This is a genomic window from Salinivibrio sp. EAGSL (assembly GCF_013366455.1).
GTDB lineage: Bacteria > Pseudomonadota > Gammaproteobacteria > Enterobacterales > Vibrionaceae > Salinivibrio > Salinivibrio costicola.
Genome location: NZ_JABWMG010000002.1, coordinates 194159 through 215555, shown reverse-complemented (window position 1 = coordinate 215555; position 21397 = coordinate 194159). Strand labels below are relative to the sequence as shown.

The 21397-nt window shown below is 51.9% G+C and carries 22 protein-coding genes, 2 tRNA genes, 1 pseudogene and 1 riboswitch; of the genes and pseudogenes, 21 read left to right on the top strand and 4 right to left on the bottom strand.

The window, feature by feature from the left end; genetic code table 11:
- The first annotated feature begins 113 nt into the window (after positions 1-113).
- The 10 genes from HLG76_RS02460 to HLG76_RS02415 all read left to right on the top strand — a co-directional run bounded on the left by HLG76_RS02460 (position 114) and on the right by HLG76_RS02415 (position 6932).
- A tRNA-Asp gene (locus HLG76_RS02460) sits at positions 114-190 on the top strand.
- 145 nt (positions 191-335) lie between these two features.
- A tRNA-Trp gene (locus HLG76_RS02455) sits at positions 336-412 on the top strand.
- A 145-nt stretch (positions 413-557) separates the two neighbouring features.
- Positions 558-938, top strand: a complete 381-nt coding sequence (gene crcB / locus HLG76_RS02450; RefSeq protein WP_021022180.1) for a fluoride efflux transporter CrcB — start codon at positions 558-560, stop codon at positions 936-938.
- A gap of 55 nt (positions 939-993) precedes the next feature.
- Positions 994-1093, top strand: a riboswitch (TPP riboswitch).
- 94 nt (positions 1094-1187) lie between these two features.
- Positions 1188-3164, top strand: a complete 1977-nt coding sequence (gene thiC / locus HLG76_RS02445) for a phosphomethylpyrimidine synthase ThiC (RefSeq protein WP_077669673.1) — start codon at positions 1188-1190, stop codon at positions 3162-3164.
- Positions 3161-3829, top strand: a complete 669-nt coding sequence (thiE, locus tag HLG76_RS02440; protein WP_077660409.1) for a thiamine phosphate synthase — start codon at positions 3161-3163, stop codon at positions 3827-3829. Before thiC ends, thiE begins: the two co-directional genes overlap by 4 nt.
- A complete protein-coding gene (locus HLG76_RS02435) occupies positions 3813-4580 on the top strand; it encodes a HesA/MoeB/ThiF family protein (RefSeq protein ID WP_077669674.1) in 768 nt (255 codons plus the stop codon). The genes thiE and HLG76_RS02435 overlap by 17 nt, the downstream gene beginning before the upstream one ends.
- Positions 4564-4761, top strand: coding sequence for a sulfur carrier protein ThiS (thiS, locus tag HLG76_RS02430; protein WP_077576409.1), 198 nt, complete (start codon positions 4564-4566; stop codon positions 4759-4761). Before HLG76_RS02435 ends, thiS begins: the two co-directional genes overlap by 17 nt.
- A gap of 2 nt (positions 4762-4763) precedes the next feature.
- On the top strand, positions 4764-5537 hold the full coding sequence (locus HLG76_RS02425; protein WP_096630367.1) for a thiazole synthase: 774 nt from the start codon (positions 4764-4766) through the stop codon (positions 5535-5537).
- Positions 5537-6688, top strand: a complete 1152-nt coding sequence (gene thiH, locus HLG76_RS02420) for a 2-iminoacetate synthase ThiH (RefSeq protein WP_077773505.1) — start codon at positions 5537-5539, stop codon at positions 6686-6688. The genes HLG76_RS02425 and thiH overlap by 1 nt, the downstream gene beginning before the upstream one ends.
- Before the next feature lie 13 nt (positions 6689-6701).
- Complete coding sequence (locus HLG76_RS02415; RefSeq protein ID WP_069361819.1) at positions 6702-6932, top strand: glutaredoxin family protein; 231 nt, start codon at positions 6702-6704, stop codon at positions 6930-6932.
- Between the two features lie 55 nt (positions 6933-6987).
- On the opposite strand, the gene HLG76_RS02410 is transcribed toward HLG76_RS02415, so the two are convergent.
- Together HLG76_RS02410 and HLG76_RS02405 are read right to left on the bottom strand one after the other, a co-directional pair.
- Positions 6988-8775 carry an aminopeptidase P family protein gene (locus HLG76_RS02410; RefSeq protein WP_077461849.1) on the bottom strand — a complete coding sequence of 596 codons (1788 nt, stop codon included), beginning with the start codon at positions 8773-8775 and terminating at the stop codon, positions 6988-6990.
- 63 nt (positions 8776-8838) lie between these two features.
- On the bottom strand, positions 8839-9819 hold the full coding sequence (locus HLG76_RS02405) for a LysR family transcriptional regulator (RefSeq protein ID WP_175993003.1): 981 nt from the start codon (positions 9817-9819) through the stop codon (positions 8839-8841).
- Positions 9820-9917: 98 nt separating this feature from the next.
- Here HLG76_RS02405 and HLG76_RS02400 point away from each other — a divergent pair, with 98 nt between their 5' ends.
- Both HLG76_RS02400 and HLG76_RS02395 read left to right on the top strand, forming a co-directional pair.
- Positions 9918-11123 carry a multidrug effflux MFS transporter gene (locus HLG76_RS02400; RefSeq protein ID WP_077646435.1) on the top strand — a complete coding sequence of 402 codons (1206 nt, stop codon included), beginning with the start codon at positions 9918-9920 and terminating at the stop codon, positions 11121-11123.
- Between the two features lie 206 nt (positions 11124-11329).
- The gene (locus HLG76_RS02395) at positions 11330-11623 is read left to right on the top strand and encodes a hypothetical protein (RefSeq protein ID WP_021022191.1); all 294 of its coding nucleotides are present in this window, start codon (positions 11330-11332) and stop codon (positions 11621-11623) included.
- An 83-nt stretch (positions 11624-11706) separates the two neighbouring features.
- Here HLG76_RS02395 and HLG76_RS02390 read toward each other — a convergent pair whose 3' ends face one another.
- Positions 11707-12612, bottom strand: a complete 906-nt coding sequence (locus HLG76_RS02390) for a DMT family transporter (RefSeq protein ID WP_077669678.1) — start codon at positions 12610-12612, stop codon at positions 11707-11709.
- Between the two features lie 295 nt (positions 12613-12907).
- Between HLG76_RS02390 and rmuC the strand changes: the two are divergent.
- The 9 genes and pseudogenes from rmuC to hemB all read left to right on the top strand — a co-directional run.
- Positions 12908-14281: pseudogene (rmuC, locus tag HLG76_RS02385) on the top strand (DNA recombination protein RmuC); the annotation flags it as partial.
- A gap of 75 nt (positions 14282-14356) precedes the next feature.
- Positions 14357-15124, top strand: a complete 768-nt coding sequence (ubiE, locus tag HLG76_RS02380; protein ID WP_077461854.1) for a bifunctional demethylmenaquinone methyltransferase/2-methoxy-6-polyprenyl-1,4-benzoquinol methylase UbiE — start codon at positions 14357-14359, stop codon at positions 15122-15124.
- Positions 15125-15133: 9 nt separating this feature from the next.
- Positions 15134-15748: an SCP2 domain-containing protein gene (locus HLG76_RS02375; protein WP_077461855.1), complete on the top strand. Its 615-nt coding sequence runs from the start codon at positions 15134-15136 to the stop codon at positions 15746-15748.
- Positions 15745-17391, top strand: a complete 1647-nt coding sequence (gene ubiB, locus HLG76_RS02370) for a ubiquinone biosynthesis regulatory protein kinase UbiB (RefSeq protein ID WP_175993001.1) — start codon at positions 15745-15747, stop codon at positions 17389-17391. The genes HLG76_RS02375 and ubiB overlap by 4 nt, the downstream gene beginning before the upstream one ends.
- Before the next feature lie 53 nt (positions 17392-17444).
- Positions 17445-17690: a Sec-independent protein translocase subunit TatA gene (gene tatA, locus HLG76_RS02365; RefSeq protein WP_021022197.1), complete on the top strand. Its 246-nt coding sequence runs from the start codon at positions 17445-17447 to the stop codon at positions 17688-17690.
- 3 nt (positions 17691-17693) lie between these two features.
- Complete coding sequence (tatB, locus tag HLG76_RS02360) at positions 17694-18074, top strand: Sec-independent protein translocase protein TatB (protein WP_077461857.1); 381 nt, start codon at positions 17694-17696, stop codon at positions 18072-18074.
- A 39-nt stretch (positions 18075-18113) separates the two neighbouring features.
- Complete coding sequence (tatC, locus tag HLG76_RS02355) at positions 18114-18866, top strand: twin-arginine translocase subunit TatC (RefSeq protein ID WP_021022199.1); 753 nt, start codon at positions 18114-18116, stop codon at positions 18864-18866.
- Positions 18863-19825 (top strand): TatD family hydrolase, encoded by a 963-nt coding sequence (locus HLG76_RS02350; protein ID WP_175993000.1) that lies wholly within the window; start codon positions 18863-18865, stop codon positions 19823-19825. Before tatC ends, HLG76_RS02350 begins: the two co-directional genes overlap by 4 nt.
- Positions 19714-20766 carry a porphobilinogen synthase gene (hemB, locus tag HLG76_RS02345; protein WP_077461859.1) on the top strand — a complete coding sequence of 351 codons (1053 nt, stop codon included), beginning with the start codon at positions 19714-19716 and terminating at the stop codon, positions 20764-20766. The genes HLG76_RS02350 and hemB overlap by 112 nt, the downstream gene beginning before the upstream one ends.
- A 78-nt stretch (positions 20767-20844) precedes the next feature.
- Here the strand turns inward: hemB and asnC are convergent, their stop codons facing one another.
- Positions 20845-21306 carry a transcriptional regulator AsnC gene (gene asnC / locus HLG76_RS02340; RefSeq protein ID WP_021022202.1) on the bottom strand — a complete coding sequence of 154 codons (462 nt, stop codon included), beginning with the start codon at positions 21304-21306 and terminating at the stop codon, positions 20845-20847.
- Positions 21307-21397: the final 91 nt, after the last annotated feature.

Genomic DNA, 21397 nt, shown 5'->3' with positions numbered 1-21397 from the left:
CAGCGCCGATGGTAGTGTGGGGTCTCCCCATGTGAGAGTAGGACATCGCCAGGCTTTGATTACAATTGATTAAAGCAAAGAGATATAAGCCTTTAGTCATACAGAATTGGTGCGGAGTGGTAGTTCAGTTGGTTAGAATACCGGCCTGTCACGCCGGGGGTCGCGGGTTCGAGTCCCGTCCACTCCGCCACTACTTAGAAACCCTAGCTGAAAAGCTGGGGTTTTTTGTTATTGGACGACCAGACAGATCGCTTTATAAATAAGCGATTAAACGTTTGACTAGTAATTGATGGTGGTAATTTGTCGCGAGATCGCTACAATAGGCAACTATCTACAGGGGTATAGCTCCAACTGGCAGAGCAGCGGATTCCAAATCCGCGTGTTGGGGGTTCGAATCCCTCTACCCCTGCCAAATATTAAAGCATCGACATTGTCGGTGCTTTTTTTGTATCTACTGTCTGTAGTAGTAACCACGCCTTTCTTCCCTTTTTCTTCCTCCTGTTTCTTGTTCACATGTCGCGGTATGATGAGTTTTTACCAATCGAAAGGAGCACCCAGTGGTAAGCATATTGTGGGTAGGGCTTGGTGGCGCATTAGGGGCGTCCTCGCGTTTTTTAGTTTCAGAGTGGAGCGTCGCGGTGTTTGGTCGAGGATTCCCGTACGGCACCCTAATGGTTAATGTGCTGGGCTCATTAGCAATGGGCGTCTTTTTAGCGGCGATGAGCCAAGAGCTAATTGCCCCGGTCCCTTGGCGTCAACTGATTGCGATTGGCTTTTTAGGGGCTTTTACCACCTTCTCGACGTTCTCTGTCGATACCTTGATGCTGTTCCAACATGGAGAAACGGTGAAAGCCTTGCTAAATGTTGGTTTGAATCTCGCCTTATGCCTCGGAGCGGCAGCGATGGGGGCTTGGCTGTTGGGACGTATTACCGGGTAATAGAAAACATCGCGTACGTCGCTTGTTGTTGCGGCGGTGATTTCTTATACTGGCATTGAACTTGTCGGAGTGCCAATTGGCTGAGACCACATAAAGTGGGATCCGTTGAACCTGATCTGGTTAAGACCAGCGAAGGGAACAAGAGATGCTTCAGATCACAGACGCAACCCGTCTGTCAGTTTGCTCACATCTCAAATTCAGCGTTTTCCGGCAAGCATTAATTCCCATAATGAACACCGGAGTAATGCTATGTCGACCCGTAAACAGGCCCGCCTTGAGGCCAAATCCTTTATCGATTCCCTTTCTGCGCAAACCTACCCCAACTCGGAAAAAGTCTATGTCGAGGGCTCGCGACCTGACATTCGCGTCGGGATGCGCGAGATCCATCTTTCCCCCACCTTTGTGGGCGGCAGCAAAGAAAAGCCTCAGTATGAAGACAATGAGTCCATTCGGGTTTATGACACGTCAGGGCCTTATACCGACCCACAGAGTACTATCGATATTTACCAAGGCTTAGCGCCAGTGCGAAAAGCCTGGATCGATGAACGTGCCGATACGGAGTTTCTTGATGCGGTGAGCTCTGACTATGCCCAAACCCGCCTCAGTGATGAAACCTTGGATGAACTTCGCTTTAGTGCCTTACCATCTATCCGCCGTGCGAAACCTAATCAGTGTGTGACTCAACTGCATTACGCACGCCAAGGCATCATTACCCCAGAAATGGAATTTATCGCCATTCGCGAAAATATGGGGCGTCAGCAGTATCGTGAAGAGCAGCTGAACCGCCAGCATCCCGGGGAAAGCTTTGGTGCGGATTTGCCATCACAAATCACCCCCGAATTTGTGCGCCAAGAGCTCGCCGAAGGGCGGGCGATTATTCCGGCTAACATTAATCACCCAGAAGCGGAGCCGATGATCATCGGGCGTAACTTCCTGGTGAAAGTGAATGCCAATATTGGTAACTCAGCGGTGAGCTCCTCAATAGAGGAAGAAACTGAAAAATTGGTATGGTCGACTCGTTGGGGTGCGGATACGGTGATGGATTTATCGACGGGTCGCAATATTCACGAAACCCGCGAGTGGATTTTACGTAATAGCCCAGTCCCGATTGGCACTGTGCCTATGTATCAGGCGCTTGAGAAAGTGAACGGCATTGCCGAAGACCTGACCTGGGAAGTCATGCGCGATACCTTGATAGAGCAAGCCGAGCAAGGGGTCGACTACTTTACCATTCACGCTGGGGTGCGTTTGCACTATGTGCCCATGACCGCCAATCGCGTGACTGGGATTGTCTCGCGCGGTGGATCGATTATCGCCAAATGGTGCTTGGCGCATCATCAAGAAAGTTTCCTGTATACCCATTTTCGCGAAATCTGCGAAATCTGTGCCGCTTACGACGTGTCTTTGTCGTTGGGCGATGGGCTGCGTCCCGGCTCAGTGGCAGACGCGAACGACGAAGCGCAATTCAGTGAGCTACGTACCCTGGGCGAGCTCACCAAGGTGGCATGGGAATACGATGTGCAGGTGATGATTGAAGGCCCTGGCCACGTGCCCATGCATATGATCAAAGAGAACATGGACGAGCAGCTCACCCATTGCCATGAAGCGCCTTTCTATACTCTCGGCCCGCTAACCACCGACATTGCTCCCGGTTACGATCATATTACCTCCGGCATTGGTGCGGCGATGATTGGCTGGTTTGGGTGTGCGATGCTCTGTTATGTCACGCCCAAAGAACATCTGGGTCTGCCCAATAAGGAGGATGTTAAAATTGGGCTTATCACCTACAAGCTTTGCGCGCATGCTGCGGACTTAGCTAAAGGACACCCGGGGGCGCAGGTGCGTGATAACGCCATTTCTAAAGCGCGCTTTGAATTCCGCTGGGAAGACCAGTTCAATCTATCCCTTGATCCGTTCACGGCACGCGCCTATCACGATGAAACACTGCCTCAAGAGTCGGGCAAGGTCGCACATTTTTGCTCGATGTGTGGACCGAAGTTCTGCTCCATGAAAATCAGCCAGGAAGTCCGGGACTACGCCAAAGAAAACGGCTATGCCGCCGCGGGTCAAGCGATTGATGTCGCTATGCTGGAAGACCCGTTAGCAGGCATGCAGCAAAAATCGCAAGAATTCCGAGAAAAGGGCAGTGAGCTCTACCTGCAAAAATCCCATCTTCAGCCACAACACGGTACTGAGGTGGAAGACAGCGACAAGGTGGGATCATGAGTTTGACTCCGTTTGCGCCTATGTCTGAAGGCGTAGGCCCATTATATCCGGTGGTGGACGATGTGGATTTGCTCGAACGCTTACTTTGTTTGGGGGTGAAAACTGTGCAACTGCGCGTGAAGCAGCCAGCGCATCCACAATTGGCGGATTGGATACAGCGCGCGGTGGCATTGGGCCGCGCGCACCATGCGCAGGTGTTTATCAACGATCACTGGCAGCTCGCGCTTGAAGCTGGCGCCTATGGCGTCCATCTAGGGCAACAAGACTTACGTGAGGCGGATCTTGACCGGCTTGCGCGGCAAGGGCTGCGTCTCGGTGTGTCGACGCGCAGTCCAGAACAGCTCGCTGCAGCGGTTGAACTCACGCCAAGCTATCTCGCCATCGGCCATATTTTTCCCACCACCACCAAACAGCTCGCCGAACCACCGCAAGGTATTTCAGCGTTAGCGCAGCAGGTGGCGACTGTGGAGGGCCGCTTCCCGACGGTGGCGATTGGCGGTATTGATCTCGACCGAGCTCCCGAAGTCTGGCGCACCGGCGTGGACGCCATTGCGGTAGTCCGCGCCGTGACGCAAGCGCCCGATTTAGCGGCGCGCATTGACGCGTTTAATCGCTGTCTGAATCCATCCAGACAGCAAGGAGAGTGTGATGCTATCGGACAGTGAATACCTGCGTTATAGCCGGCAAATTATGCTGCCAGAGGTCGGAGAGTGCGGGCAGCAGGCACTTAAAAAGGCGCACGTGTTGATGGTCGGTGCCGGTGGGCTTGGAACCACCGCGGGTCTCTATCTTGCAGGCGCTGGCGTGGGACAGTTAGCGATTGCTGACTCGGACCACATTGAGCTATCCAATTTGGCGCGTCAGGTGGCGTATCGGGAGGCGCAAATCGGCACCGGTAAAGCCGCAGCGCTAGCTGCTAACTTGGGCGCGCTGAACCCACATTGCCAGTGCCGGGCCATCAATGCCTATCTCGAGGATGAGCGCCTGGCGCTCGAAGTGGCGATGGCGGATGTGGTGCTTGATTGCAGTGATAATCTCGCCACTCGTCATGCGGTCAACCAAGTCTGTGTAGAGACTGGCACGCCGTTGGTGAGCGCGGCCGCGATTGGCTGGCAAGGCCAGTTATTGGTTTATCAACCGCATAGTGCATGTTATGCGTGCGCCTTTGCAGACGTGACGCCCTCTGAACCCACACGCTGCGCTGAAGCTGGGGTAATGGGACCTGTGGTCGGCATGATGGCCACTGCGCAAGCGCTTGAAGGGATAAAATTATTATTAGGGCAGGCGGTCGGTACCAATCGCTTGTCACGACTGGATGGACAAACCATGACATGGCAGCACTTTTCGCTGCCTGTTCATCCGCACTGTGCGGTTTGTCAGCCAACGCGGGAGGTAAGTGATGCAGTTAATCATTAATGACGCACCCACAGAGGTCAATGCCACGACCGTCACGCAATTGATTGAGGAGATGAAGGTGCCGGCCGAATCAGTCGCGGTCGCGCTAAATCAGACCATTATTGCGCGCGATGCTTGGTCATCCACGTCACTTGCCGCTGGCGATAGCTTGGCGGTCTTTCAAGCGATTGCCGGAGGATAATTATGTTAACCATTGCGGATACGACGTTTTCATCTCGGCTGTTAACCGGCACGGGCAAGTTTGCCAGTCGCAAGGTCATGGCCGAATCACTGGCGGCCAGTGGTACTGAGCTGGTCACCATGGCGCTAAGGCGAGTCGATGTGCATGCCACACAAGACGATATTTTAACCCCGCTGCGTGAACTAGGTGTGCGCCTGCTGCCCAATACCTCGGGGGCGAAAAATGCGCAAGAAGCGGTGTTTGCCGCGCGTCTTGCTCGAGAAGCATTAGGAACGCCTTGGGTAAAGCTGGAAATTCACCCCGACCCTAAGTATCTGATGCCTGATCCGATTGAAACCCTTCAAGCGGCGAAAACCCTTGTAGATGAGGGGTTTGTGGTGCTGCCATATTGTCATGCCGATCCTGTGCTGTGTAAGCGTTTGGAAGAGGTGGGGTGCGCGGCGGTGATGCCCCTTGGCTCACCGATTGGCTCCAACCAAGGACTGGCCTCAATGGCGTTTCTCGACATCATTATTGAGCAAGCTCGCGTGCCGGTGATCATTGATGCCGGCATTGGTGCACCGTCAGATGCGGCGTTAGCGATGGAGCGCGGTGCTGATGCAGTTTTGGTGAACACCGCCATTGCCACGGCTGGCGATCCGACTGCTATGGGTGCGGCGTTTAAACAAGCGGTTGAAGCAGGACGCTGCGCGTATCGCGCTGGGCTGGCGGGCACACACAATCACGCCCACGCTTCTAGCCCCTTAACTGCGTTTCTTGACGCTAAGGAGGCGTGATGAGCTTTTCTGAGCGGTGGGCGGCACTCGATTGGGATCATCATCGCCTTTCGATTTACAGCAAAACGCGCCAAGATGTCGAGCGGGCGCTGGCTAAATCCTCGCGCAATTTGGACGATTTCGCTGCCCTGATCAGCCCAGCCGCTGAAGCCTATCTTGAGGCCATGGCTCAGCAATCTGCGGCGCTGACGCGGCAGCGTTTTGGCTACACCATGGGGTTTTATATTCCGCTGTATCTCTCCAATTTGTGCGCCAACGTGTGTACCTATTGCGGTTTTTCGATGGAAAACCGAATCAAACGGCGCACGCTGGATGAAGCTGAGATCGCCGCCGAGTGTGAAGCGATCAAAAAAATGGGCTTTGACAGTGTGCTCTTGGTGACCGGTGAGCATGAAACCAAGGTAGGGCTCGAGTATTTTCTCCGCGCCTTACCGGTGGTGAAGCAATACTTTCATCATGTGGCGATGGAGGTGCAGCCGCTGGATACCGACGCGTATCGCGCCTTGGTGGCACAAGGTGTGGATGCGGTGATGGTGTACCAAGAAACCTACCACGCTCCAACCTATGGGGAACACCACAAGCGCGGGAATAAAACCGACTTTCACTACCGGCTGCAAACCCCAGATAGGTTGGCACAAGCAGGGGTCGATAAGATCGGTCTCGGCGCCTTGATTGGCCTTGAGGACTGGCGCACCGACAGCTTTTTTACCGCCCAGCATCTGGATTATTTGGAAAAGCAATACTGGCAAAGCCGCTATTCGCTATCTTTTCCGCGCTTACGCCCTTGCGCGGGGGCGTTACAGCCGAAATCGGTGATGACGGATAAGCAGCTGGTCCAGCTGATTTGTGCCTATCGGTTGTGGAATCCGCAGGTGGAGCTGTCGCTATCGACACGGGAGTCACCCCACTTTCGCGACAATGTGTTACCGCTTGGTGTCACGAGCTTATCCGCGGCGTCAAAAACTCAACCGGGCGGTTATGCCAACCCTGAGCCACAATTAGAGCAGTTTGCCATCAGTGATGAACGTAGCGCGGCAGAGGTGGCCGCCAGCGTCCGTGCCCTCGGGTTTGAGGTGGTATGGAAAGATTGGGATAACATCTACGATGTCGCGCGTCAGGTGCAAATGGCTTCACAAACGGCAGCGGGTTAGCGACAATGCGGGCATGAAACGTATTACTGTATATGTGGGCCCGCGCTGTCCTCACTGTGAGGCGGCCAAAGCTTACTTAGATAAAAAAGGGCTGCGTTATCGTGTTGTCGATACGGCCACGCCCAAAGGCAAGAAGCTGCTGGCAGCAACAGGCTCGCGGGGTGTCCCAGTGATTTGCATTGGCGATACTACTTTGCGCGGCTTTTCGCCCAAAGCGGTTGAGAAAGCCCTGAAAGGGGAATAAAAAAAAGCGTCCAATCGGACGCTTTTTGTTTTTTTATACTTAGTGAAGACGCGACTTAACGGCTTAGCGGCGCGGTCGCTTGTTTTAACCAAGCTTGGTCTTGATCATCTAAAGATGGGCTAACTTCATCCCACACGGTTTGATGATAGCGATTCCACCACTGGATTTCCGCCTCGCTGAGTAAGCTCACATCGACCAATCGACGATCGATCGGTGCTCGCGTGAGTGAGGCAAATCCGAGCATCGTCATGTCACCCTCGGTGGGCTTTTCTTCAATCAACTCGAGGTTTTCAATCCGGATCCCAAACGCGTCGGCGCGATAGTAGCCCGGCTCGTTTGACACCACCATGCCCGGCAATAGCGCGACGCTATTGGGCGCTTTGGAAATGCGCTGCGGACCTTCGTGCACGTCCAAGAAATGCCCGACACCGTGACCGGTGCCATGGTCAAAATCATAGCCGTGTTGCCACAAATACTGGCGTGCTAAGGCATCAAGCTGGCTGCCTGAGGTGCCTTTCGGGAACAGCGCAGTGGCCAGCGCAATATGCCCTTTAAGCACCAGCGTGAAGGCCTTTTTGATCTCAGCGCTGCATTCGCCCACCGGCACGGTACGGGTAATGTCGGTGGTGCCGTCATAGTATTGGCCGCCTGAGTCCACCAAGTAGACGTTGTTGCTCTCAATCACGCTCGGTTTGGGCTGATTGTTGTGGTTATAGTGACACATGGCCGCATTGCCACCGGCGGCGGAAATGGTATCAAAGCTTAAGTCGACCAGTTGATCGTCTTGTTGGCGGAATTGATACAGGGTGTCTGCGAGCACAGCTTCATCAGGGCGTTCACCGGCGTCGACTTGACGGTCAAACCACGCCAAAAAGCGAGTCACGGCAACACCATCGCGCACGTGGCAGGCTTGCATACCGGCGATTTCTTGCGGGTTCTTGGCCGCCTTTTCAAGCGCACATGGGTCTTGCGCTTCCACCACGGTGACTTGCGCTTGTTGGAGCGTGTCCAGTGTCCACGCATTGGCACCGTTTGGGTCGACCAATACACGTTGACCACTCAGCGCTTGCAGGGCATCAACCAGGCTATCAGGGTGCGCGACGCTCACTCCTTGGCCCACGTGTGCATCAAAGCCGTCGGGGAGACGGTCAGGGTCGATAAACACGGTGACGTCACCGGATTGCTTGATAATCGCTTGGGTCAGTACCACGGGCAAACGTGGGATATCGCGACCACGGATATTGAGCAGCCAACAGACGGCATCGGGTTGAGTGAGTACCGCGGCATCAAGGTTCTGATCGGCTAACTGCTGGCCAATGGTTTGACGCTTATCTAAGCTGGCGCGGCCGGTTTTCTCTTCACCCAGTAAAATGGCAGGGCTATTAAGCGGGGCGGGGCGATCGTCCCATAAGCTTTCAATCGGGTTTTGCTCAACACTCACCAAAGCCAAAGCCCCATCCAGCGCGCGTTGGGTGCGTTTGTACCAAGCGACGCTATGCATGCGAGCGTCGATAGCCAGCTTGGCACCCTTGGGCAATTGTTGCTGGGCCCATTGCACCGGTGGCTCATCAATCAGGTGGCAGTAGTCAAACAGGCCGGCGGGGACTTGCTTACGGACTTGAACCACATAGCGGCCATCAACAAAAATCGCTGCCTTGTCGCGGGTGATCACCGCCGCCCCTGCGGAGCCGGTAAAGCCGGTTGCCCAGTGGAGGCGTTCGTTGTGCTCGGGCACATACTCACCGAGATATTCGTCTTCGTGGGGGATGAGTAGGGCGTCATAATCGTGTTGATCTAGCCAGTGTCTTAGCTGCTCAACACGCTTGGTAAGGGTCGCGTCCATTATTCTTCCTTCTTTGTATGGGGTGAACTTGCCATGTTCGGCCACGCGTAAAAAACCAGTGGATTAGACCCTAGCGCGATGGGCGATAGGCTGCAATTTTGCCGGGCTAAACTGCTGACAGCGCGAAATAATTAAATCTTTCAGCCATTGGTGCCCCGGGTCATTTTCTTGATTTTGATGCCAAAACAAGGTGTACGCCATCGGCGGTATTGGCGTCGGTAACGGCCGTACCACCAAATTGAGCGACGCGGCAATATAATGCGCAAACTGGCTTGGTGAGGTAAACACCAGGTCGGTATAGGTACACAGGCTCGCCGCACTGTTAAAATCAGGCACGTACATGGCAATGTCACGCTCAATATTACGCTCTGCCAGTTTATAGTCCAACAACCAGCGATCATTTCCATCACATTTCACCTGTACATGTCGCAGTCCAAGGTAACGCGCTTCATCCCATGGGCCCTTGAGTGCGGGGTGATCGGCGCGCATCAAGACACACTGGTGATCTTGGCAAAGCTCTTGGTAGCGCACACCCTTGGGCGGCATCATGGTCAGCATGGCATCGGCGGGATTTAAATCTTTGCCGGTAATACCAAAGTCGATATTGCCACGGGCGAGACCATCAAAAGTGGTTTGATCCCAAGCGGCGGTATTGAGGGTGATCGATGGGGCGGCCTCTAACATATCGCTAATAAATTGGGGCAGCAGTAATGGGTAGGCGCTCTCTACAAGCGCAAAGCGAAAACAGCGATCACTTAAGTGTGGCTGAAAATGGTCAGGTTCGGTCATCGCCGCGATATCATTGAGCAAAGCGCGTAATTTAGGTTGCAAGGTTTGTGCACGAACCGTGGGTTTTAAGCCGTGGGCGGCTCGAGTAAAAAGCGGATCGTTAAATTGCGATCTTAGCCGGGCCAGATTTTTACTCACCGCCGATTGACTTAAATGCAGGCGTTTGGCTGTGCCCGTGACATTGCACTCTTCTAAAAGTACATGCAAACACACCAATAAATTGAGGTCGGTACGTTGCAGTTGGTCCAAATCCATCTTTGGTATTCTCCTTAGGAATAACTGCTTTTACTATAAACCATTATGGTTCATATCCTGAAGCCACTATACTGCGTGCCTGTATAGAGGAGTAACCAATGACGCACACTGATTCACCGACATCAAATCGCTTACTGGTCGCCTTAATGGTGTTACTGGTGCTATTTAGCCCCATGGCGATTGATATTTACCTACCGGCACTATCGCATATGGCGGGTGACTTTAATGTGAGTCCTACTTTGGCTCAAGACACTGTGACCTGGTTTATGTTTAGCTTAGGTCTTGGTCAGCTGTTTGCGGGGCCGTTGGCCGATCGCTTTGGCCGTAAGCCTGTGGCTATTATTGGTATTTCGCTTTATGGCCTTAGCTCTTTGATGGCGTGGCTCGCCACCTCGATGGATATGATGCTGGTGGCGCGTTTGCTGCAAGGGTTTGGCGCGTGTGCAACCTCCGTGTGTGCCTTTGCCGCCGTCCGCGATCGTTTTGGTGCCGAACGCAGTGGCCATATGATTAGCTACTTAAATGGTGCGATTTGTTTTGTGCCGGCTCTAGCGCCTCTACTTGGTAGTTGGTTAACCCAGGTGTTTGACTGGCGTGCTAACTTCACCTTTATGCTCGGTTATGCGGTATTAGGGTTGGTGCTGGTTATCGTCTTTTTGCCCGAAACCCGACCATCGCATACTGATACCTCTGGCCGCCTATTCAGCTTACGCCGTTATTGGCAGGTGCTGCGTGTACCTACATTTACTTATCACATAACCCTTTGCATGTTGGCGATGGCGGTGATCCTCGCTTATGTCACCTCCGCACCTGTGCTGTTGATGGACAGATACGGTATCTCCATGAACAGTTTCACCTTTTGGTTTGGCGCCAATGCGGCGTTAAATATTGCCGCGGCAATGTTAGGGCCACGTTATATGCAAAAGTTTGGTAGCCGCCGGGCATTAAATATTGGCCTTATGATGCTGGTGGGATCGGGCGGGTTGATGCTGGCGCTTAGCCCCATCGCTGAACCTTGGGCCTTTATGTTGCCGATCTTTACCTCTTCATTCGGCTTTGCTTGGGTGTTAGGCGCGTCAGCTGGAGCAGCATTAGCGCCGTTTTCGGACCGCGCGGGCACGGCCGCGGCATTGCTCGGGTTATTCCAGATGAGCGGGGCTGGGCTACTCGTGAGCTTAACCCAGCGTCTAGGCTTATCGGCCAGTGATTTGATGACGGTGCATATGTGGTTATTAGTGCCCGGTCTGATTATTTTATGGTCACCGAAAGGTAAGCAATGGCATGCCAAAATGGTAAAAAGCTAAATAATCAATAAAACAACGTCTCAGTTGGCAAACAATAATAAGACGTGCAAAACGCAGGGGTCTCGACAACCCATCATCCTTTTGCGCTGGCCTCGGCCAGCGTTTTTTTATTTTGCTAAACGTGCGTGGTTCAGAGTATATTTACTAAGCAAATCGAATTAACGCTCATTCCTTTTCGTTTTATATCCAAAGGTCAGTTATACACTATGTCATTATCGACAATCGAAATGGCGCGCGTCCTTGAACAACTTGAGGAATCGCCGGAAAAAATCATGTTTGGTAAATTATTGGTAGAGCTAGGCAGCCAAAGTGAAGAGCGTGTCCGTAGCGCCGCCCATCAAGTGCCGCTCAAATATTTACGCGAGCTGGTTTATCAATTTAATCACGTGATTGAAGATCGTCGTGCTGAGCGTATCGAGGAAATCACCCAAGGTTTGGAGCAAGATGGCTTGTCGGCTGACGAGCTATACCAGTATATGATCCAGCGTAAGATGGGTTAATGCCGATTGACGCCGTGCAACGGGCGCCGTGCAACGGGCGCCGTGCATTGTGAGCGGCATTGGCAACCCTTAAGCAATAAAGGTTACGCGCTTGCGGCAGGTTGTTTGCGCTTTTTTGGGGTACGCTGTTGGATCAGTAACCCCACTACAATAAAACTTAGCCCAACCAAGGTACTGATATGAATTGTCTCGCCAATAATGGTGGCTAGTAACACCAAAGAGATAAAAGGCGAAATAAAAATCAGATTACTGATCCGAGAGGTGTTCTGGGTATATTTCATCGCGCTCAGCCACAGCATAAAGGTTATTCCCATTTCGAATAGCCCGACATAACCGACTGCCAGCCATCCTTGCCAAGGGATCCCTTCCCAAGTGCTTGTTAATCCAGCTAATAGCAAAGATACAGGCAGTGACAGAATAAAACAGAGCAAAATGCCGAGCACAGGATCAGCGCGATTTTTAGTATTAAGGACCCAAAAACCTGCCCACAATAACGTTGAGAGTAACGCCAAACCAATGCCAAGCGGGCTATCGAACTGGAGCGATAAAAGCTGGCCTTTGGTAGCGATCACAACCACGCCAAAATAGCCCAACGCCGCCGCAATCCAATCTTGACGACGAATCGTTTGGCCTAAAAACAATGCCGCCAATAATGTCAGAGTGATCGCCCAGCTGTAATTTAAAGGCTGGGCTAATGAAGCGGGTAACAGATCGTAAGCTTTAAAAAGCACCAAGTAGTAAATGAATGGATTAATCATCCCCAACACGCAATAGTAACCGGGTTGACGCCGAAAGGTCGGCCACAGCGCGTGAAGCTTTCCTTGCACGGCGGCAATAACGGTTAAAATCACCACTGACACCAAGCTGGCCGCTGCCAGCATTTGAATCGGTGTCATGTAGCTCAGGGTGATTTTGAATGCGGTTGCAACCGTTGACCATAGCAGTACAGCAGACAAGGCAAAGATCAGTGCCTTCCGTTCGTTATGCATGTTGCCTCCTTGCAAAGATGCCTGTCGTTCCAGGCAGTCTACGCCATTGAAACTGACTGAGATAGACTGGACATCTATCCAGTATCCCATTAGCCTTTGCTGACACTAATGACCGCACAATAGAGAACGTTTTATGCTTGATGGCTTGTCATTTTCCGCTTTACCTATTCTCACGTTTTGTTTTGGCGCCGTCAGTGCCCTTGGACTCGGTTATGTCCTACACCGACGTGTTATTGCGCAATACCAGCAATGGTATGAAACGCAATATGCGCAGCAACAAGCCAGTGCTGACATGCAACACCAACAATTGCAGCAGCAACTCGAACAACAGCAACACGAGTTAGATAGTTTGGATGTCGAGCGAGACCGCCTAACCCAGGAATTACGCCAGTATTATGGCAAATTAACCTCTGCGAGCGAGAAACTCAGGCAACAGGAGCAACTGCGTCAGCATAATCACGACTTAAGCGACAAATTAGACTCCGTACGTGAGGAAAAGTCTGAACTGTTGGCAGAGTTGCGAGAAGTTAAAGCCAGCGCCGAGCAGCAGTTAAACGCGGCGAAGGAAAAACACGCACTGCTAGAAAACGCGGAGGAGCGATTACGCACCCAGTTTGAGCAACTTGCCAATCAAGTATTTGAGCAAAAAGTCCACTCGGTCGATGAGCAAAATAAAATGAGCTTAGAAAGCCTGCTTGGACCGCTTAAATCGCAGTTGGAAGGATTTAAGAAGCAGGTGACCGACAGCTTTGGCGAGCAAGCCAAAGAGCGCCATACCTTGATTCATGAAATCAAAAATCTACAACTATTAAACGCGGACATGACCCGTGAGGCCCATAACCTGACTCAGGCGCTAAAAGGCGATAATAAGCAACAAGGTAATTGGGGCGAAGTGGTCCTCGCGCGCATTTTAGAAGAGTCTGGCTTGCGAGAGGGGCGTGAGTACCAAACCCAAGTCAGCTTTGAAAATGAACAGGGCAAGCGCTATCAGCCCGATGTGGTGGTTAAGTTACCACAAGAAAAAGATGTCGTCGTTGATGCCAAAATGGCCTTGGTCGCGTATGAACGCTATTACAACGCTGAGACACTGGCCGAACAAGATGCCGCGCTTAAAGAGCATGTCCAGGCAATTCGTCAGCATATTCGTGGTTTGGGTCGCAAAGATTATCATCAACTCCATGGAGTACGCTCACTGGATTACGTACTGATGTTTATTCCTGTTGAGCCGGCTTTTCAGGTCGCGGTTGAGGCGGATGCCAGTCTGATTCGGGACGCCATGGACAACAACATCATGCTGGTGAGCCCGACCACCTTGTTAGTGGCTCTCAGAACAATCAATAATTTATGGCGCTATGAATATCAAAATCAAAACGCCAAACAAATCGCCGAGAAGGCTAGCAAGCTTTATGACAAGGTGCGACTTTTTGTTAGCGATATGGAAGGGCTGGGCAGCGCGCTAGGTAAAGCCAGTGACAGTTATCAAGGAGCGATGAACAAACTTAGCCAAGGGCGCGGCAATATCTTGCGCCAAGCGGAGAGTTTTAAAGCCCTAGGTGTCGAGGTTAAACGCGATATAAGTCCGGCGCTGGCCAGTGTGGCCACGGAACCTGGACCGGGAGAGTCGGTCAATGTCATGCAGACGGACCCAGGCACCACCACGCAAGAATGAGAATAAACTGGGTTGCGCGCTTGGAGTCCGGATGGGCGATAAAGTAAACTGGAGCCAATATGTTAGGGGAATACAATGACAGAGAAAAATTCGCACCAGGACCAAGAAACGATTGATTTTGGCTACCAGAAAGTCAAACGCCAAGAAAAAGAAAGCCTCGTGGCTGATGTATTTCATTCGGTCGCCGCTAAATATGATCTGATGAATGATGTGATGTCGATGGGCATTCATCGGGTATGGAAGCGCTTCACCATTGACTGTAGTGGTGTACGCCCCGGACAAAAAGTGTTGGATTTAGCCGGCGGCACCGGTGATCTGACCGCCAAGTTTTCTCGCATCGTCGGTGAGCAAGGTGAGGTGGTACTCGCGGATATCAATAACTCGATGCTGAAAGTGGGTCGCGATAAGTTGCGCGATAAGGGTATTGTTGGCAACGTGAGCTATGTGCAGGCGAATGCCGAGCAGCTACCTTTTCCTGACGATCACTTTGACTGTATTACCATCGCGTTTGGGCTTCGTAATGTCACCGATAAAGATGCGGCGCTGCGCTCGATGTTTCGTGTACTCAAACCGGGAGGGCGCCTTCTGGTCCTAGAGTTTTCTAAACCGGTGGCGAAGCCGTTATCGAAAGTATACGACGCCTATTCGTTCCACATTTTACCTAAGATGGGGCAGCTCATTGTCAATGACCCAGATAGCTATCGTTATCTTGCTGAATCAATTCGTATGCACCCTGATCAAGAAACCTTGAAAGGCATGATGGAACAAGCCGGCTTTGAACAAGCCAGCTATTATAATCTCACCGGTGGCATTGTCGCGCTGCACCGTGGGTATAAATTCTAAGGAGCCGGTATGGCGTTTGACTCACTCGTGTGTGCAGGACTCGAGACCGCCTTAAATGGCGTGATTAATAAAGATGCAGATAGCCAGCGCCGTTTAGCGCGACTAAAAGGGCGCAGTATTGGCGTCACGCTGCAAGAATATAATCGACAGTGGGTCTTTGTTTTTGGCCAGCAGATCGATGTACTGAGCCATTACGAGGGAGAGCTTGATTGTGCACTATCCCTCTCGCTTTCTGCGTTGCCGCAATTGCAGCAAAAAGCCAATCTTACTGCGTTAATAAAAGCCGATAAGCTGACACTTGATGGTGATATGGACGTGGCCCAGCAGTTTTCTCAATTGTTGAGCGGCATTCAGTTTGATGTCGCCGAATGGTTATCGCCTTATACCGGAGATGTGGTTGCCCATACCCTCGTCAGTCAGGCACAGCAGCGTTGGCAGCAATTACAACAACTGGCTCAGCGTCAGCAGCGCTATGCTGGGGAAGTGATCACCGAAGAGTGGCGCTTGGCGCCGGGGCCGTTAGAAGTGGCGGCATACAGTGATCAAGTGGATGAATTGCGCAGTGACGCGGCGCGGTTGGAAGCCAAGGTTAAGCAGTTAGTAGAACGGATGGAGTCCGCATGACACTCAGTGAGATTCGTCGCCTGTATTTTATTATTCGTACTTTGTTATTGTACGGTGTTGATGCCCTACTACCCAGGCAACCGCTGACTCGACTCGCCCATCTTGGGCGTAAATCGCTGTTTTGGCTTAAAAACCAACACCCAGACAAGCCTGTGGGTGAGCGCTTGCGTTTAGCGATGCAAAGTTTGGGGCCGGTATGGGTAAAGCTCGGGCAAATGATGTCGACCCGCCGCGATCTTTTTCCTGCTCATATCGCCAATGAACTCGCCCAGTTGCAAGATAAAGTCGCACCCTTTGATGGCCACAAAGCAAAAACGCAAATTGAAGCGTCACTGGGTGGGCCTCTGGAAACTTGGTTCAGTGATTTTGAGCCCAACCCATTAGCCTCTGCATCCATCGCACAAGTCCACACCGCGACATTAAAAGAAAATGGCCGTGAAGTGGTGATTAAGGTGATCCGTCCCGATATCTTGCCGGTTATTCAGGCCGACTTGCGTCTGATGTATCGCGTGGCACGGCTGGTGGCGCGTTTTCTCCCTGATGCACGTCGCTTAAAGCCGGTAGAAGTGATTCGCGAATATGAAAAAACCTTGCTTGATGAACTGGATTTAATGCGCGAAGCGGCGAATACCATTCAATTGCGTCGCAACTTTGAAAACGATCAAGCCTTGTATGTGCCCGAAGTGTTTAGTGACTATTGCCGCAAAGACGTGATGGTGTCTGAGCGCATTTACGGTATTCAAGTGTCAGATATCGACGCGCTTGAGGCGAACGGTACAGATATGAAGCTGCTCGCCGAGCGGGGGGTTGAAGTCTTTTTCACCCAGGTCTTCCGCGATAGTTTTTTCCATGCGGACATGCACCCAGGCAACGTATTTGTGTCGTATGAACACCCGCACGACCCGCAGTGGATTGGGCTTGATTGCGGTATTGTTGGTACGTTAAACCGCGATGATAAACGCTATCTAGCGGAAAACTTTATTGCCTTCTTTAACCGTGATTACCGCAAGGTCGCTGAGCTTCATGTCGATTCAGGTTGGGTGCCGCATGACACCAATGTCGACGATTTCGAATTTGCTATTCGTACCGTATGCGAGCCGATTTTCGAAAAGCCGCTGTGTGAAATTTCGTTCGGTAATGTGTTATTAAACCTCTTCAACACCGCGCGCCGCTTTAATATGGAAGTGCAGCCACAGCTGGTCTTACTGCAAAAAACATTGCTCTATATTGAAGGGCTTGGACGTCAGCTTTATCCGCAACTTGATTTGTGGACCACAGCAAAGCCGTTTTTAGAGTCGTGGATGAAACAGCAAGTCGGACCGCAAGCGGTATGGGCGGCGGTCAAAGAGAAGGCACCGTTTTGGGCCGAAAAGCTGCCAGAAATTCCGGAGCTAATCTACGATGGCCTCCGCCAGGGGCGGCAAGTCAATCAGCGGTTAGACACCTACTATCAAAGCTATTTACAGACCAAACAGCGCCACTCGCGCGCCACATATCTACTGGGTATTGGTGCCACCTTACTACTGACTGCGACTATCTTGTATGCCAACCGGATCGATACACTACCGAGTGTTGCGACAGCGGGGGCGTTCGTTTTCTGGTTGTGTGGCTGGCGACTTTGTAATAAAACCTGTAACAAATAGCAGTTACACTGCTGCGCACATAACATTAACCAAGCGGAATAAAGGGAACCGGTATGGGTGGAATTAGTATTTGGCAGCTGCTGATCATTGCAGTCATCGTGGTGTTATTGTTTGGCACCAAGAAGTTACGCAATATGGGTGGTGATTTGGGCTCTGCGGTAAAAGGGTTCAAAAAAGCGATGCATGATGACGAGGGTAAGCGCGCTGATCAAGATGCTGACTTCGAGCCAACGTCGCTTAATGAGCGTGCTGAACCGTCGAAAAGCGAAAAAACGCAAAAAGACAAAGAGCAGGTATAAGCCGTGTTTGATATTGGTTTCTGGGAGCTGGTACTGATTGCCGTCATTGGCCTTGTGGTGCTTGGCCCAGAGCGGCTGCCCATTGCGATACGTAATGTGTCACGTTGGGTGGGCGCGGCCAAGCGTATGGCAGGCTCGGTCCGTGACGAGCTCGAGCAAGAGCTCAAGATCAAAGAGTTGCAAGATAATTTGCACAAAGCCGAGCAAGCAGGGATGAAAAATCTCTCCCCTGAACTGCAAGAGTCGGTGGAGACGCTGCGACAGCGAGCCGCCGATGTGCAGCATCCTTATGCGTCTTCGTCAACATCAACCGCTGCAGCGCACGATACCGAGAATGCGGACACGGCCACCAGTCCCTCGTCCACCTCGTCGACCGATAAGTGATAACGAGCGACGCCTTATGTCTCTGATGAAAAAACCACTATGTCTTCTGTAAACGATTCTCAGCCACTCATCAGTCATCTGATGGAGCTCCGTAACCGCCTGCTTCGCGCCATCGTTGCCATCTTAGTGGTCTTTGCCGGGTTAGTGTATTTTGCCAACGACATTTATAGCTTGGTCGCTCAGCCATTGATTGACAAGCTGCCTGAAGGGGCGAGCATGATTGCCACCGATGTGGCGTCGCCTTTTTTCACCCCTATCAAACTGACGCTGGTTATCTCGGTGTTTGTTGCCATCCCCGTGGTGCTTTACCAAATTTGGGCCTTTGTTGCCCCTGGCCTGTATAAGCATGAGCAGCGCTTGGTGATGCCGCTTTTGGTATCGAGCTCGTTGTTGTTTTATGCGGGCGTGGCGTTTGCCTACTGGGTGGTATTGCCCTTGGTGTTTGGCTTTTTTACCTCGATTGCGCCAGAAGGGGTACAGGTGGCAACGGATATTGCCAGTTATCTCGATTTCATTTTGGCTTTATTTCTAGCATTTGGTATTGCTTTTGAAATCCCTATTGCGATTATACTGCTGGTCTGGACGGGCGCGACAACCGCGAAAAGCTTGACCAGCAAGCGTCCGTATGTCGTGGTGGCGGCCTTTGTCGTTGGCATGATGTTGACCCCGCCCGATATGATTTCGCAAACCTTGCTCGCCATTCCTATGTGTTTGCTGTTCGAGCTGGGTGTGTTGCTGTCACGTTTTTATGTCCCGCGCGACGCATCGGCATCTGAAGAGGCCAATGAATGATTGATATTGGTGTCAATCTCACCAGCTCACGATTTGATAAAGACAGAGACGAGGTTGTTGCTCATGCGCAGCAAGCCGGCGTCTCTGGGATGATTTTTACCGGCACCAACGTTGAAGAAAGCCAAGCGGCGGCGGATTTAGCGGCGCGGTACCCTGGCTACGCTTATGCCACTGCCGGGGTGCATCCGCACGATGCCAAATCTGTCGATCCAGCCAATTTAACCATGATTCGGCAACTGGCGCAGCGCGCCGAGGTGGTGGCGATAGGGGAATGTGGCCTCGACTTTAATCGTGACTTTTCGCCGCGCCCGCAACAAGAAGCGGTCTTTGAGGCGCAACTCGCATTAGCCGCTGAGCAGTCAATGCCGGTATTTATGCATTGTCGGGAGGCTCATGACCGTTGGCTGGCGATATTGCGTCCTTGGTTAGACAAGTTGCCGGCGGCGGTACTGCACTGTTTTACCGGTGAGGATCAGGCACTGCGAGATTGCTTGGATGCCGGGTTATACATAGGTGTCACCGGTTGGCTCTGCGACGAACGGCGCGGACAGCAGCTTCAGCAACAGGTAAGCTGGCTGCCCGATGATCGCTTGATGATTGAAACGGATGCCCCGTATTTGCAGCCGCGCGATCTGCGCCCGCGGCCCAAACGTAGCCGTAATGAGCCCAAGTATTTACCGCATATTGCACAGGCGGTGGCGCAACTTCGCCAACAGCCTGTTGAACAGATTATTGATTGTACAATAAAAATACCCAGCGCTGTTTCTCGATACAGTGAGGGGTGCATAACGATAGCGAGGCAGTACGCTGCCCCAAAGCCCAGGTCTGCAACATTAAGGAGGATACCGTGGCCGTATCCATTCAAAGCGCCTTTCCTGCACGACGCCTGCGTCGTACACGCAAAACTGATTTTAGCCGCCGTTTGGTGGCAGAACATACACTCTCTGCCAATGATTTAATTTATCCGGTCTTCGTCCTGATGGGCAAAAACCGTCGCGAGCCAGTGGCTTCAATGCCAGGTATTGAACGACTGTCTATCGACTTGCTGTTACATGAAGCGGACTACCTTGCCAAATTGGGAGTGCCCGCGATCGCCCTGTTTCCGGTGATCCCCAAAGATGCTAAAACGCTCTGTGCATCGGAAGCCTTTAATCCGGAAGGGCTAGTGCCTCGTGCTGTGCGCCTGCTCAAAGAGCATGTGCCACAAATGGGCGTGATTACTGATGTGGCGCTTGACCCTTATACCATTCATGGTCAAGACGGTATTATCGACGACGACGGCTATGTGATGAATGAGCCAACCACTGAGGTACTGATCAAGCAAGCCCTGTCTCATGCCGAAGCTGGTGTCGATATTGTCGCGCCGTCGGATATGATGGACGGGCGAATTGGACGTATTCGCGAAGCGTTGGAAGCAAACGGCTATATTAATACCCAAATCATGGCATATTCAGCCAAGTATGCTTCCAACTACTACGGGCCTTTCCGTGATGCACTTGGTTCAGCCGCTAACCTTAAAGGCGGTAACAAAGCCAACTACCAAATGGATCCGGCCAATAGTGACGAAGCCCTCCATGAGGTTGCAATGGACATTGCTGAAGGCGCCGATACCGTGATGGTGAAGCCTGGAATGCCGTATTTGGACGTGGTGCGCCGAGTGAAAAGTGAGCTCAATGTGCCAACGTTTGCCTACCAAGTGTCTGGTGAGTATGCCATGCATAAAGCAGCGTTTGATAACGGTTGGCTGAAAGAGCGGGAAACGGTAATGGAATCACTTCTGTGCTTTAAGCGAGCGGGTGCGGATGGCATTTTAACCTACTTTGCCAAGCAAGTTGCCGAGTGGTTAGCCGAAGACGCGGGCGCGCCATTACCACCGCGGCCGGAAGATACCGTCGGCTAAATGACCACACAGTGTCTCTACGCCCTTGCCATTGGCAGGGGCGTTTTTTTAGTAAGGGCATGAATTACCGCACAAAACTCAAGGGATAACATTGCGGTTGATCGGGTTCTGTAGTGAGATCAGTGTCTCTGTCGATTGGACCTCATCGATGGCCTGCAGTTTATCAATCAATACAAACTGTAACTCCTCGATAGAGCGACACATCAGCTTCACGAAGATGTTATAGGCCCCTGTCGTATAGTAAGCTTCGACTACCTCATCGAGTTGGTTCAGCTTTTCTAGCGCGGAGTGGTAATCGCGCGCCGCTTTCAGATTGATACCAATAAAGCAGCATACGTCATAGCCTAGCTTTTTAGTATTTACCAATATCTCGGTGCCTTCGATAATGCCAGCGGCTTTCATCTTTTCGACACGAACGTGCACGGTGGCAGGGCTGACATTAAATCGCTTTGCCATTTCTGCGTAAGGAACGCGTGCATCATCCAGTAAGGTAGAAAGAATTCGACGATCAAGGTCATCCAGTTTCGGCAATTCGTTCATTGTTTTCGTCTTTTTGTTATAGCGAGGTCTTGTTTTTCGTTAACACGATTGCTTGACCGTTCGGTTAACACCTAATGTAGGGTATCGCGTT